This window comes from Kribbella sp. NPDC049227, assembly GCF_043197265.1.
Classification (GTDB): Bacteria; Actinomycetota; Actinomycetes; order Propionibacteriales; family Kribbellaceae; genus Kribbella.
Map to the genome: position 1 here is coordinate 119,516 of NZ_JBICST010000010.1, position 13,803 is coordinate 133,318.

General features: G+C 69.0%; 13 protein-coding genes. 5 read left to right on the forward strand and 8 right to left on the reverse strand.

The features are described 5' to 3' along the window. Positions 1–69: 69 nt before the first annotated feature. From ACGFH6_RS39970 to ACGFH6_RS39985, 4 genes are read right to left on the reverse strand one after another with little or no spacing between them, the layout of a single operon-like run. Entirely contained in the window at positions 70–1,596 is a 1,527-nt protein-coding gene (locus ACGFH6_RS39970; RefSeq protein ID WP_393395446.1) for a precorrin-2 C(20)-methyltransferase, read from the reverse strand. Further along, on the reverse strand, positions 1,593–2,228 hold the full coding sequence (locus tag ACGFH6_RS39975) for a precorrin-8X methylmutase (RefSeq protein ID WP_393395449.1): 636 nt from the start codon (positions 2,226–2,228) through the stop codon (positions 1,593–1,595). The genes ACGFH6_RS39970 and ACGFH6_RS39975 overlap by 4 nt, the downstream gene beginning before the upstream one ends. Continuing rightward, the gene (locus ACGFH6_RS39980) at positions 2,222–3,325 is read right to left on the reverse strand and encodes a precorrin-3B synthase (protein WP_393395452.1); all 1,104 of its coding nucleotides are present in this window, start codon (positions 3,323–3,325) and stop codon (positions 2,222–2,224) included. The genes ACGFH6_RS39975 and ACGFH6_RS39980 overlap by 7 nt, the downstream gene beginning before the upstream one ends. Positions 3,326–3,335: 10 nt before the next feature. Further along, complete coding sequence (locus ACGFH6_RS39985; protein ID WP_393395455.1) at positions 3,336–4,499, reverse strand: MFS transporter; 1,164 nt, start codon at positions 4,497–4,499, stop codon at positions 3,336–3,338. A 154-nt stretch (positions 4,500–4,653) separates the two neighbouring features. Between ACGFH6_RS39985 and ACGFH6_RS39990 the strand changes: the two genes are divergently transcribed. From ACGFH6_RS39990 to ACGFH6_RS40000, 3 genes are all read left to right on the forward strand, one after another. After that, complete coding sequence (locus tag ACGFH6_RS39990; RefSeq protein WP_393395458.1) at positions 4,654–5,136, forward strand: MarR family winged helix-turn-helix transcriptional regulator; 483 nt, start codon at positions 4,654–4,656, stop codon at positions 5,134–5,136. Between the two features lie 97 nt (positions 5,137–5,233). Next, the gene (locus ACGFH6_RS39995) at positions 5,234–6,664 is read left to right on the forward strand and encodes an MFS transporter (protein WP_393395461.1); all 1,431 of its coding nucleotides are present in this window, start codon (positions 5,234–5,236) and stop codon (positions 6,662–6,664) included. A 22-nt stretch (positions 6,665–6,686) separates the two neighbouring features. Continuing rightward, complete coding sequence (locus ACGFH6_RS40000) at positions 6,687–7,298, forward strand: TMEM175 family protein (protein ID WP_393395464.1); 612 nt, start codon at positions 6,687–6,689, stop codon at positions 7,296–7,298. Here ACGFH6_RS40000 and ACGFH6_RS40005 read toward each other — a convergent pair. The 3 genes from ACGFH6_RS40005 to ACGFH6_RS40015 all read right to left on the reverse strand — a co-directional run bounded on the left by ACGFH6_RS40005 (position 7,291) and on the right by ACGFH6_RS40015 (position 10,287). After that, positions 7,291–8,868: a carboxylesterase/lipase family protein gene (locus ACGFH6_RS40005; RefSeq protein WP_393395467.1), complete on the reverse strand. Its 1,578-nt coding sequence runs from the start codon at positions 8,866–8,868 to the stop codon at positions 7,291–7,293. The genes ACGFH6_RS40000 and ACGFH6_RS40005 overlap by 8 nt on opposite strands. 117 nt (positions 8,869–8,985) lie before the next feature. Next, positions 8,986–9,744 carry a precorrin-6A synthase (deacetylating) gene (gene cobF / locus ACGFH6_RS40010; RefSeq protein WP_393395470.1) on the reverse strand — a complete coding sequence of 253 codons (759 nt, stop codon included), beginning with the start codon at positions 9,742–9,744 and terminating at the stop codon, positions 8,986–8,988. A 9-nt stretch (positions 9,745–9,753) separates the two neighbouring features. After that, entirely contained in the window at positions 9,754–10,287 is a 534-nt protein-coding gene (locus ACGFH6_RS40015) for a helix-turn-helix domain-containing protein (protein ID WP_393395472.1), read from the reverse strand. 78 nt (positions 10,288–10,365) lie between these two features. Between ACGFH6_RS40015 and ACGFH6_RS40020 the strand changes: the two genes are divergently transcribed. Continuing rightward, positions 10,366–11,922, forward strand: coding sequence for a serine hydrolase domain-containing protein (locus tag ACGFH6_RS40020; RefSeq protein ID WP_393395475.1), 1,557 nt, complete (start codon positions 10,366–10,368; stop codon positions 11,920–11,922). A gap of 98 nt (positions 11,923–12,020) precedes the next feature. Beyond that, entirely contained in the window at positions 12,021–13,103 is a 1,083-nt protein-coding gene (locus tag ACGFH6_RS40025) for a hypothetical protein (protein WP_393395478.1), read from the forward strand. A gap of 40 nt (positions 13,104–13,143) precedes the next feature. Here the strand turns inward: ACGFH6_RS40025 and ACGFH6_RS40030 are convergent, their stop codons facing one another. Continuing rightward, on the reverse strand, positions 13,144–13,773 hold the full coding sequence (locus tag ACGFH6_RS40030) for a maleylpyruvate isomerase family mycothiol-dependent enzyme (protein WP_393395481.1): 630 nt from the start codon (positions 13,771–13,773) through the stop codon (positions 13,144–13,146). Positions 13,774–13,803: the final 30 nt, after the last annotated feature.

Genomic DNA, 13,803 nt, shown 5'->3' on the forward strand with positions numbered 1-13,803 from the left:
CTCCTCACTGGTCAGTCTCGCGCCAGACCTACCCAACGGAGTCTGGTCCGACACTGCCGGAGGGCGGATTTAACCGGCCCCTGGCGTGGGCTCACTGTCCGTCGCCGGGTATCGGCGGGGAGTGAAAACCAGGGGGCCGGCCGGGCGGGGCACGGTGCGGGTCTGGGACGACCCGACCAGTAACAGGCAGCGCATGTCAACCTGCTCGGGGTCCAGTTCGGCCAGCGTCGTCACGGTGATCGACTCCCCGGGACCGCCCACATCCCGGCCGATGACGACCGTCGTACCGGGCGAACGGTGTTCGAGCAGCAGGTCGCGGGTGGCGCCGACCTGCCAGGTCCGGGACTTCGACGCGGGGTTGTAGATCGCGATCACCAGGTCCGCCGCGGCGGCCGCGGTCAGCCGCCCGGCGATCACGTCCCACGGCTTCAACCGGTCCGACAGCGACAGCACGCAGAAGTCGTGCCCGAGCGGTGCGCCCACCCGGCTCGCGACGGCCTGCGCCGCGGTCATGCCGGGCAGCACGCGGACGGCGATGTCGGCGTACTCCGGCTCGGACGCGACCTCGGTGACCGCACTGGCCATCGCGAACACGCCGGGATCACCGGACGAGACCACAACCACCTTCGAGCCCTTCCGGGCCAGATCGAGGGCGAACGCGGCCCGCTCGGACTCGACCCGGTTGTCCGACCCGTGCTTGCGCTGACGAGCGCGGTCCGGCAGCCGGTCGACGTACGGGCCGTAGCCGATCAGGTCGTCGGCACTCGCGATCGCCGCCCGGACCTCGGGTGTCATCCACTCCGGGCCGGCCGGACCCAGTCCGACCACGGTGACCTCGCCGTCCGTCGCGGTCCTGGGCGCCGGCGCGGTGAAGGTGTTGTTGATCGGACTCGGGAGCAGCGCGAGCGAGAAGTACGGCACGCTCTCGGGATCCACCTCGGCCAGCGGAGCCGTGCGTTGCGCATCCGTCGTCGCCCGTTCGACGTACCAGGCCTCGTCGGCGCGGCCGGCCAGCTCGAACGCCTCCCGCACGTTCTCGAACGTGCGCCCGAGCTTCATCACCGCGGCCGCATCCGTGTTCCGGAGCCGATCCGCGAGTACGTCGGGCGGCAGCGTGCCCGGCAGCACGGTGAGGATCTCGTCCCGCTCACACAACGGTCGCCCGAGTACGGCGGCCGCCGCGCTCACCGACGTCACGCCGGGGACCACCTCGCACGGATACCGGTCGGCCAGCCGCTTGTGCATGTGCATATAGGACCCGTAGAACAACGGATCGCCCTCAGCCAGTACGACGACGTCGCGGCCGGCGTCGAGATGCGCGGCCAACCGGGCCGCGCAGTCGGCGTAGAAGTCGTCCATCGCACCCTGGTAGCCGCCGGGGTGATCGGTCGTCTCGGTGGTCAGCGGGTAGACCAGGTGCTCCTCGAGCTGGCCGTCCCACAGGTACGGCGCCGCGACCGAGCGGGCGATGCTGCGGCCATGCCGCGCGCTGTGGAACGCGATCACGTCGGCGGCCCCGATCAGCCGGGCTGCCTTGACCGTGACCAGTTCGGGGTCGCCCGGGCCGAGCCCGACGCCCCACAGTCTGCCTGTCACTCTTCCTCGCTTGCGATGGCGTTGACGGCGGACGCCGTGATCGCGCTTCCGCCTCGGCGGCCGCGGACGACGAGGTACTCCAGGCCGAGATCGTTCGCCGCGAGCGCGTCCTTCGATTCGGCGGCACCGATGAAACCGACGGGAATGCCGAGGATCGCGGCCGGTCGTGGCGCGCCGTCCTCGAGCAGCTCGAGCAGTCGGAACAGCGTGGTCGGCGCGTTGCCGATGGCAACGACAGAACCGGCCAGGTGGTCGTGCCAGAGGTCGACCGCCGCGGCGCTGCGAGTGGTCTGCAGCTGTTGGGCCAGTTCCGGGACACCTGGCTGGCTCAGTGTGCAGATGACCTGGTTGTCCGCGGGCAAGCGCCGCCGGGTGATGCCGGCTGCCACCATCTGCGCGTCGCACAGGATCGGTGCGCCGTTCTGGAGTGCGGTCCGGGCGTTCTTGACCACGTTCGGCGACCAGGCCAGGTCCGTGACCAGGTCGGTCATCCCGCAGGCGTGGATCATCCGGACCGCCACCGGTGCGACGTCAGCCGGGAGGTCGCCGAGCGCCGCTTCCGCCCGGATCGTCGCGAACGACCGCCGGTAGATCTCCGCGCCGTCGCGCACGTACTCGAACCCGCTCACCACGTCCCCATCCGCTCACCGTCGATCACATATCCGTTGCCCACGGCAAGTACGTCGACGAACTCGCCGGCCGGCTTGCCACAGCGCCGCTCACAGCCGGACCAGTGCATCGGCCGCTCGTGCCGCGGCAGCCGCGGCGTTACCCGCCGCGCGTCGGCCCGGACATCTGCCAGCGCCTTCGCACACCCAGGCTGCCCCGCACACGCTGTCACACCGTTCCAGGCCGATTCAGGATCTGTGACGAACCCAACCCCGTCCAACCCGGCACCAGCCTCCGCCGGCACCACGACGGACCGCCAAGGAGTCACCCTCAAGTCCTGACCCAGGTGCGCGAGCACTGCGGACTGTTCCTGGCTGAGGCTCCCGAGTGGCACCGTCACCACCAGTGCCGCTCCATGCTTGCCTGCCGCGACCGTGCTCACCGCGGTCGGCAGCTCCTCCGTAGCCTGCAACCCCAGGCGGTCGAGGATCCGCTCCTCACCACGATCGAGCTCCGCGATCCGCCACTCCTGCCCCTCACGCTCCTGCAGGAACGCCTCAGCCGTTGCGACCATCACCTCAGCCACATCACTCCAGCCAACCCGTACACCGCGAGCGCCAAGGCTCAACAGCCCTTCACGCTCATCCACCGCCCGCACGAACACATCCGCCCGCACCCCGGCCAGATCCCCGCGCCCGTCATCCAGCGCGAACAGGAACCGCCCAGGCAGCTCAGCCAACCCGGGCCGGGCACACAGCTCCCGGTCCACCGCAGCCGCCACCGGCAGAACGTCGTACCGGCTGTCCGGGTCCAGACCGGACAGCGGCGACGCCAGAATGTTCCGCACCCGCTCATGCGGCATCGACGGCAACAGCCCGGCCTCGAACAGCCGCTGAGACAGCTCGATCGGCGCATCAGGTGCGAGTCCGCGGATCTGCACGTTCGCCCGCGACGTCAGCTCGAGCCGCCCGTCCCCGAGGTCCGCAGCGGCCGTCCGCAGTACGTCGAACTGGTCGGCGCGGACCACGCCACCCGGCAGGCGAACGCGGGCAAGGCCTCCGTCGGCAGCCTGGTGCACCGCCAGCACACCCGGGCACCGATCCGTCTGAGTCCTCGACACAACCGCGATGCTACGTCCCCGCCTCCTGTGCTCTGGACCACAGCAGCACTCCGGCGGTCAGCGCCGCGCACACCCCGCCCGCGATCATGACGGTCGACACCGACCAGCCGTCCACCACCAGACCGCCCAGCAGCGCCCCGGTGGAGAGCACGGCCTGGAACGAACCGGTGAACAGGACGGTCGCCGCCTCCCGCGAGGCCGGTGCGGCCTTGGCGAACATGTTCATCGAGCAGACCGGCACACCGCCGTACCCGATGCCCCACACGATCAGCAGGGCCACGGCCCCCGCCGGACTGCGCCCCAGGACCGGCAACAGGAGGGTCGCGGTGGCGATGCAGGCGGCGCATCCGGCGAAGGTGAGGTGGACGCTGCGTGCGACCGCCGTACCCGCGATGAGGTTGCCGACCAGGCCGGCTGCGCCGTACACCAGCAGGAACACACCGATCAGCTCCGGCCGGACGACCTCGCGGAGGAAGGGCGTCACGTAGGTGTAGGTGGCGAAGTGCGCCGTCACGAGCATGCAGGTGACAACGATCGCGCCCTTGCTGCGGCGGAGCGCATCCCGGAGTACGGCGAGCCTGGTCACCTGCAGCGGCGGTAGTGGCGGCACGGTGATGTAGAGAGCAGTCAGCGCCACCAGCGACAGCACCCCGAGTACGGCGAACGACGTACGCCAGCCGGCCAGCTCACCCAGGACCGTGCCCGCCGGTACGCCGAGGACCGAGCCGAGGGGGACGGCGGAGAAGATGACTGCGGTCGCGCGGACGGTCCACCGCTCGGGGACGAGTCTCGCGGCCAGACCGGCACCGATCGACCAGAAGCCGCCGACAGTCAGGCCGACGAGGAAGCGGGCCAGCAGTTCGATCCAGTAGACCGGCGCGGCCGCGGCGACGAAGCCGGCGATCGCGAGCAGCACCATCAGTGCGCACAGCATCAGCCGCCGGTCCAGCCGAGCGGTGGCGACGGTGATGACCGGCGCCGCGACGCCCGCGACCAAGCCGGGCATGGTCATCAGCCAGCCGGTGCGTCCGGGCGTGAGTGAGAAGGTGGACCCGATCGGGGTGAGCAGTCCGATCGGCAGGATCTCGGTGGTGGTGATCGTGAAGATCCCCAACGTCACCGCGATGACCCCGAACCAGCGAACGGTCGGCGTCGGTGTTGTCACGACAGTCATGCCACCCAGCGAACCGTCCCGGAACCCCTCACACTGGCGAATTCACGACACCGCCCTGCACGTCGCATTCCCGCTACCGGAGTCGTCGGAGCGCAGGGAATGATTCGGCACGAGATGATCCGGCAGTAGATGATCTCGCGTTACCCTGGAGGTTATGGCGAAGACTCCAGTCCGTACGGTTCCCGACCTCACCGGCTATCTCACACATGCCGGTCATGTCCTCGAGACGCAGTTGTCCGCTGCCCTCGCGGAGATCGGGCTGACGTTGCGGATGCAGTGCGTACTGCGGCACGCCCTGGAGGAGGAGCGCACCCAGATCCAGATCGCCGAACTGGCGTACATGGACAAGACCACGATGGTCGTCACCGTCGACGCGCTCGAAGAGGCCGGGTACGCCGAACGCAAGCCCTCCGCCACCGACCGCCGCGCCCGCATCATCGCGGTCACCCCGGCCGGCGCCAAGATCGCCGCCGAGGGTCAGCGCATCGTCGACCGGGTCCACGCCGAGGTCCTCGAGGCCCTCACCGCCAGCGAACGCAAACCCTTCGTCGACGCGCTCGTCGACCTGGTCGACGGCCACCTCTCGGTCCCGGTCGAAGCCGTCTCCGTCCGCCGCGCCCGGCAACGCACGCGGTAGTCCACACCACGAGGTAGTCCGCAAAAGGATCGTCTAGTACGGAACTATCTGCTACCGTCGTACTTGTTCTGCTTCGAGCTGGGCAAGGAGATGGGTGATGGCAGTGGAAACGGCGGTTCAGGCGGGGCGTCCGGTGGCGGCCGGACGGACGAAAGCCCTGCTGGTGTTGTGCGTCATGCAGTTGATGATCATCCTCGACGGCACCGTGGTGACGGTCGCGTTGCCGACGATCCAGAGTGATCTCGGGTTCTCGCAGGCCGGCCTCGCCTGGGTGATGAACTCGTACCTGATCGCCTTCGCGGGACTGCTCCTGCTGGCCGGACGGATCGGGGACCTGATCGGAAGCAAGCGGGTCTTCCTGGCCGGGCTCGGCCTGTTCACGGCAGCGTCCTTGCTGTGCGGTACGGCGGGCAGCGCGGAGGTGCTGATCGCGGGCCGGTTCCTGCAGGGAGTCGGCGGAGCGCTCGCCTCGGCCGTGATTCTCGGCATGATCGTCGGCCTCTATCCGGCCCCGGGTGAGCAAGCACGCGCGATGGGCGTCTACAGCTTCACCTCGGCCAGTGGTGCGTCGATCGGTCTGATCCTGGGCGGTGTGATCACCCAGACCGTCGGGTGGCACTGGTCGTTCCTCATCAACGTGCCGATCGGCCTCGTCGCGCTCGCGTTCGCCGTACGGCTCCTGCAAGCAGAGAAGGGCCTCGGCCTCACCAAGGGCGCCGACGTACTCGGCGCTGTCCTGGTCACCGCGGGGCTGTCGCTCGCCGTCTACACGATCGTCCAGACGGCCGAGCCCCACGCGGAGCTCACGCGCACGCTTTTCCTGGCCGCCGCGGCGGTCCTGCTCCTGGCCGCGTTCGTACTCCGTCAGGCCCGCAGCATGAATCCGCTGCTGCCGCTGCACATCTTCCGCAAGCGCCAGACCACGGTCGCCAACGTCGTAGTCGTCCTGCTGTTCGCGGCCGGCTTCGGCTTCCAGTTCACCACCGCGCTCTATGTGCAGCGGGTCCTGGGCTACGACTCACTCACCACCGGCCTGGCCTTCCTTCCGGCGCCGATCATGAACGCGCTGATGTCGCTGTCCGTCGCGCCACGCCTGACCGTCCGCTTCGGCCCGCGCACCATGCTGACCGCCGGCCTGGCAGCCTTCCTGGTCGCCCTGCTCTGGATCAGCCAGGCACCGGTCGATGGTTCGTACGTCGTCAACGTCGCACCCGTCCTCGCGGTGATGGGAGCCGGCATCGGCCTGGCCATCCCGGCAGCGATCATGCTCGCGATGTCGGGCGCCGACGCGGGCGACGCCGGACTGGCCTCGGGACTCAACAACACCGCGCAGCAGGCCGGTGCCGCGGTGGGGACCGCCGTACTGGCGACTCTGGCCGCGTCCACCACGACAAGCCGGCTGGCTGACGGTGCGAGCGACGTACTGGCGCTACGGGACGGCTACGGAGTCGCTTGGCTCGCCGCGGCGGCCTTCGTCCTCGGTGCGCTCGTGCTGTCGACCACTCTGCTGAGGGCTCCGCGGAACTGACCGGCCGCTACTGTGGTCGGCCGTGAGTAAGACGAGGAACCCGGACCGGCTGGTCCTGTTCAGCGACGCGGTCGTCGCCATCGCCATCACCCTGCTGATCCTTCCGCTGGTCGAGGTGGTCACCGAGTCCAAGGCGGACGGGCTGGACGCGCCCGAGGTGATCACCGAGCACTGGCCCCAGCTGTTCTCGTTCCTGCTGAGCTTCGTGGTGATCGCGAACTTCTGGCTCGGCCACCACCGGGTGTTCGAGCACGTCCGCGCGTACACCGCACCGATGATGCGGCTGAACCTCGCATGGTTGCTCACGATCGTGTTCCTGCCCTTCCCGACCGAGATCGTGGGCACCTACGAGAGCGACCGGTTCACCGCGGGGCTCTACACCGGGACGATCCTGGTGCTCAGCATCTGCCAGTCGGCGCTCATCTGGATGATCCGCGGCCATGCGGAACTCGAGAACCCGGACTACCCGGTCGGCACCCGGGAGCTGGTCGGCTCCCTGGCGCTGACCGGGTTGACGCTGATCGCCTTCCTGCTCGCGACCCTCGTCCCGGGGGTCAAGTTCTACGCGCTGCTCCTGTTGATCCTCGCCCCGGTGGTACAGCGGGGCTGGGACCTGCTGCGGAAGGTCAGCTGATCCCGGCCCAGAACCCGCAGTGGTGCTCGGTGCTGAGGTTCACCGGCCGGACGCCGGTCTGGTCCGTCGGAGCCAGTGAGAGCCCGGTGACTGTGCGACTCGTCGTGGGGGACCAGTGCGGCCGGTCGGGGCCGTTCGGGTTGCCGGTGCGGGCGAACGCCGTCCAGTAGTCGATCATCTGGTTCGACAGCCGCTGCTGGGGCTCCGGGAAGGGGAAGTCGTAGTTGCCCAGGCTGAAGAGGTACGGCAACTCCGCGGCGTGGATGGCGCCCAGTCCGTCGTCTGCGAGGGGCGAGTGCTTGTCTGCGAACTCGTACGCGTACACCGGTACGCTGCCGGCGGCGTGCTGGTCGCTGGCGAGCTGAGTACAGGACCAGATCCGGTCCGTGGTGACTGCAGTCCACGCTGCCGCGGCAGACTCGTACCGGTTGAGCGGGTACTCACGCAGTACCTTCCCTGCCTGCCGTGCGCCGACCATGTTGGTCACCAGTTGCGGGTAGTTCTCGGCTGTGACGTCGCCGAAGGCAACCAGCCACGCTGCGGCCTCGTCGTGGTTGTTGCCTGACAGGACCGGCACGCGGTGGAACAGTCCGGCCTTCAGCGCCTTTGCGGGACTCAGTGGCATCGCCGCGGTGCCGCCGTACGCGACCTGGGTGAACTGCAGCATGTCCTCGACCAGTACGTCGGACGTCGCGGCCCGGAGGCAGGCGAGCATGGACTGGCCGGGGGTGCAGCCGAGCTTGTCCTTGTTGCCCTCGGCCCATTCCTTGCCGTTGGCCTGGACTCTGCTCACCGGGATGAAGGGGGCGTCGGCCGCCTGGCCCGGGTACTGGCTGTTGTCGTCCCAGTTGAAGTCGCACGAGCCGCTCTGCATGATCGCCTTCGCGAACAGGCCTGTCGCGGTGGGGGAGGTGAGCTGGGCGCACACGCTCATGCCGCCTGCGGACTCACCGGCCACTGTGACGTTGCGCGGGTCGCCACCGAAGGCTCGAGCGTTCCGCTGCACCCAGCGCAGTGCCGCCTGCTGGTCCTGAAGGCCGTAGGTGCCGGACCCCGGCAGGCCCGGGTAACCGAAGAACCCGAAGATGCCGAGGCGGTAGTTGATCGTCACCACGATCACATCGCCGCGGGCGGCCAGCTTGGACGCGCCGTAGTTGTAGCCGGCGCCGGAGAAGAAGCCGCCGCCCGGGATCCACAGCACCACGCCTCGCGGCTTCGCCGACTTGGCTGCGGGGGTCGTGACATTCAGGTAGAGGCAGTCCTCGGTCGAGGCGCCGTCGGGCACTTCCGGGTTGGCCTGCTGCGGACACGGGTTGCTGATCTTGGACTGCCGTACGCCGTCCCACGGTTTCACGGGTTGCGGTGCCTTCCACCGCAACGGCCCGACCGGCGGAGCGGCGTACGGGATCCCGTTGTAGACCAGCGCGTCCCCGACGGCCGTGCTCTGCACGAGGCCGGCATCCGTCCGTACGACAGTCGGTTCCGCGGCCGCACTGGGCTGGGCCGCACTCACCAGAAGAGCAGCCGGAGCAAGCCCGGCCGCAAGTATCGCCAAGAGTTTCGTCGTCATACCCGAAACCCTCGCCGCAACCCCCTACCCACCGCTTCGTCCCGAAGTCCAGCCCACCTACACCTTTGGTCTAGCCGTTCCTCCGCGCTCTCGCCTCCGCCGGCGGAGGCGGTGTGTTTAGCTGCGTCTTCTGAGCAGGTAGGTGTCCATGATCCAGCCCTTGCGGTCGCGGGCTTCGGCGCGGACCTTCTCGATCTCGGGTGCGACCTCGCGGAGCGGGCCGGAGATGAGGAGCTCGTCCGGGGTCCCGAGGTACGCGCCCCAGTAGATCTCGGCATCCTCGTCGACGTACGACGTGAACGCCGTCTGCGCGTCCAGCATCACGACCACGTCGTCCACGTCCTCCGGCCAGGCCTTCGCGAGTCGCCGGCCGGTGGTGATCTGGATCGGCCGGCCCACCTGGTTGAGCCCGACCCGGTGCCGTGCGGCCAGCGTCGACACACTGCTGATCCCGGGAATCACCTCGACCTCGAACGCCAGTTCGCCGCGAGCCAGGATGTCGTCCAGAATCGCCAGCGTGCTGTCGTACAGCGACGGATCGCCCCAGACCAGAAACGCGCCAACCTCATCGTCACCGAGGTTCGCCGCGATCAGCTCGGCGCACACATCGGCCCGGCGCCGCCGCCAGTCGTCAACGGCTTCGACGTACGCCGAAGTGGTCCGATCCCGCTCGGGGTCGCGGCCGACCGCGACCCGGTAGTCCTTGTCCGTGGCGTACCGGCGCAGGATCTCCTCGCGCAGGTCCACGAGCTCCTGCTTGACCTCGCCCTTGTCCAGCACGAAGAACACGTCGACCCGGTTCAGCGCCGCGACGGCCTGCATCGTCACCTGCTCCGGATCGCCCGCACCGACCCCGATCACCAACATCTCCCGCATGCGCGCAGCCTAGACGTCGGGCAACGAGACCAGCGACAGGGTCAGCCGGTCCTTGCCGGGCTTCTGCTGGAGGTGGGGTTCGAGGAGGGCGTTGAGGCCCTCGCGAAGCGTGGCGAGATCATCGGCGTCGACGTACAGGGCGAGTTGGCTGTAGCCCAGCTGCCCGAGCCGCGGGTAGAGGTCGCCGCGCTCGACGAAGCGGTCGAAGTCGGCGGCGAGCCGGGTCAGCATCAGCAGGAACGCCTGCCGGTGCTGCTCCGGCGTCATCGCGCGCGCCTCCCGCTCGTCGATCCGCCCGACCTTCGTCTGGTCCAGCGACAGCGTGCGCTCGGTCGTACCGCGGACCCGCCGCTCGCGCACCACGGTGAGGTAGCCGGCCTCGATCAGTACGGCGACGTGCCGGTAGAGGCTCGTGGCCGGGACGTCCGGCAGGTCGTGCTTGAGCTCGGTGGTGGTCAGCTCGCGGCCCAACACCCGCTGCACGATCCGCCAGCGGACCGGATGCAGCAGCAGATCCGCCACCGGCGTCGGCGACTCCTTCATGGCAAGGCCTCCCATTGATCCCAACTTTGGTAATAATATCTCGAACGGAAGCATTTGCCCTCGACCGAGGAGACTGCCGTGTCGCTCCACTCGCAGTTCATCCACCGTTCGGACCAACCAACCACCCTCTCCCGGCGGACCGTGCTCCGCGCCGCGGCCGCCGCCGTACCGCTGGCCGCCGTACCCGCCCTGCCCGCCGTCGCCGGGAGCGTTCGTGAACCCGCCGCGATCGGCCGCCTCGCGGAGAAGATCGAGGCCGGGATGGCGAAGTACGCGATCCCGGGCGTCGGCCTGGGCCTGTGGTACCGCGGCCGGGAGTACGTCCGCGGCTTCGGCGTGACCAGCGTCGACACGCAGGCGCCGGTGACCGCCGACACCGTGTTCCGGATCGGGTCGACCACCAAGACGTTCACCGCCATGGCGATCATGCGGCTGGTCGAACGAGGCCGGATCCACCTGGACGCGCCGGTACGCCGGTATCTACCGGACTTCACCACCTCGGACTCCTCGGTCGCCGCCCGCGTCACAGTCCGCCAGTTGCTGAACCACTCGGCCGGCTGGCAGGGCGACTACTTCCTCGACACCGGTCAGGGCGACGATGCGCTGGCCGAGTACGTCGCCGGTATGGCGCAAGTCCCACAACTCACGCCGCTCGGCAAGGTGTTCTCGTACAACAACGCGGCCATCGGGATCGCTGGACGGATCCTCGAGGTCGTGACCGGCAAGCCGTACGAGTCAGCCGTCCGCGAGCTCGTCGTCGATCCACTCGGACTGGCCCACAGCCGGTACTTCCGCAGCGAACTGGAGGGCTTCAGCATCGCGGCGTCGCACAACATCGTCGACGGCAAGCCCGTGGTCGAGCCGGCCTTCGACGCGATGCCGCGCAGCCTGCACGCGGCCGGCGGGCTGATCTCGAGCGCCCATGACCAGCTGCGGTATGCCCGCTACCACCTGGGCCACTCCGGGTTCCCGCACCTGCTCACCGACCGATCCCGCCGCGCGATGCAGTCCAACCCGGGTCCCGGCGGCACGCTGTTCGTCGAGCTCAACGGCGTCGGGGTCAGTTGGATGTTGCGGCCGACCGCTGAGGGACCGACCGTCGTACAGCACGGCGGCGACTGGTCCGGTCAGCATTCCGGCTTCCTCCTGGTCCCGAAGCGCGACTTCGCCATCACGCTGCTCACCAACTCGGAGAGCGGTCCGTCTCTGGTGGCTGAGCTGTTCGCCGACGACTGGGCGCTGCGCGAGTTCGCCGACGTGAGCAACCTGCGCGCCGTACCGCGGGAACTGCCGCCGCACCGGTTGGCGGCGTGCGAAGGGAGGTACGTCTCGCAGCAGATCGGCTTCGACGGCCAACCGAGCGACCTCGGGCTGGACCTGGTCGCCGACGACGGCGAGCTGGTCGCCAAGGTCGGCGGCGAGGTCGCGCTCCGGCTCGCGTTCGACCGCAACGGGTACGCCCTCGCGCTCGACCCGTCCGGCCAACCAACCCACATCCGGGTCAACTTCGTCTTCGACGCGAACGGCCGGCCACAGTGGCTCCGCTACGGCGGCCGTCTCTTCCGCCACCAGCCCGCGAACCGTCGGACAACCGGCGTTCGCAAGCCGAACCTCACCCACCCGCGGCTCCTCTGACCGTGAACTCCTGGGGCCCTGTGCAGGCAGGGCCCGGGAGAGCACACTGAGCTCAACCGCCCCTGAACTTCGCCGACAGGGGAGGGAGCGCAGTCGTCATGGCTGTGTGGTGGGGGAACGCGTGGAAGATCGCGGCTGTCGCCATGGTCGTTGCGGCAGGTGGGTGTGGTGAGAAGCAGGCCGACACGGGCGACGCGTCGGAGGTGGTCCGGATTCGCAGTGTGAGCGAGGAGGGCGGCACCTCCGAGACCTTCGAGGTGATCGCTGATCGGAGCGGTAGGTACCGGCTTTCGGTGATCGACGGACCGAGCGTCAGGTATTCCCAGGTCTGGGACGGGAAGGCGCTGCTGATCTACCTTCCCGAGGAGTCCCCGAAGTACCAGCGCATGGAGAATCCCGACAAGGACGAGTTCCCCATCGTCACGTGGTTCTACCGGCCTGACACCGACGAGTTCCGGAAGCTTTGCCCCCAAGCGAAGAAGTTGGGCACGAGGACGTTGTTCGGCCGGACCGCGGTTCGGTACCACTGCGACGAGGTGGTACCGAGCGACACCGATCCGACCGAGCCGCTGGAGGCGCGGGAGATCGCGCTCGACGAGAAGACCGGCCTGCTCATGCGGAACGGCGGAGCCGACGTCGTGACCGAGGTGACGTTCGATCCGGTGATCAAGGCCGACACCTTCTCCACCGAGGTGCCGCCGGGTGAAGACACGCTCCCGACCGAACCGTCCGAGGAGGAGCCGGGGATGCCGCCCGCAGAGCTTCCGGCCGTCGGTGGCGGCTACATCAACACGGCCCTGTACGCCGCTAACCCGTACGTCGTCGTGTCAGGATCGGCGGACGGGATCCGCGCCACACTCGGCCGGGTGCTGCCGATGACGCACGACGGCAAACCGGCCGTGGTGGGCTTCCTCTTCGCGGCCCCGGATGAGGACTGGAAGGGCTCGCTGCTCAACCCCGAGGACGAGAAGGCCTTTGTCGACTCGGTCCTGAAGACGGCGGGAACGTTCCCCGCCCCGGTCGGCGTCGACATCAAGGGTGCGATGGCGGCATCCTTCGCGAGCAGCCCGACCGACGTGACGATTGCGCTGGTGACGGCCGCAGGTCCGTTCGCGCATGTGACGCTTGCCAGCGAGGTGTCCGACGCCGAGCTGCGCAAGTGGATCGCCGAACTGTCCTGATCCTCGGTCCGGGAGCGCACTGAGGGCGGCAGGCTGATGATCAGCGGGAGACGCCTGTCGTGAAGCGACCGGCCGCCGGGCCGGTGAGGTGGCCCGGCGGGAGTGAGCGTCCGGACAGGATCAGCAGCAGGTCCTGAGCCGCGCCGGTGAGGGGTTCGCCGGTGCCGAAGGTCCAGTCCAGGTCGGTCGCGCGCAGCTCGAGTCCGGTGAGATCGACGCCGAAGTACTTGAGCTGGCGTGGCTTCAGGTCGCCGAGGATGTGGCGCAGCCGGTCGGCCGGCACGGTCCGGTCGATGCCGAGGGCAACGGTGATGTCGAGGCCGTGGATCACGTCGTGCGACAGCGCGCCCTCGTACCCACCGCCCGGCGGCTTCCACCCGTGGTGGACGTTGTCGCGCAGACTGGCCGTCAGCTCCGCCGCGCTCAAGGTCGCCGCGTCACGCCGGGCGGCCCGATCGGCGAACCGGTCGAACTTCCCGCGCGCCTTCACCATCCCCAGCAGGAACTGCGGTGTGGAGTAGCGGAACGGCATGGTGATGTGGGCAACGACCTCGCGCACCTGCCAGCCCTCGCACAGGCTCGGCTTGTCCCAGTCGTCCGCGGACAGACCGGCGAGGACGCCGGCGAGGTCGGTCCGCTCACCCGCGACGGCCGCTCGGATGTCAGTCATGATCAATCTCCTTTCGTCCCACCGACGAAC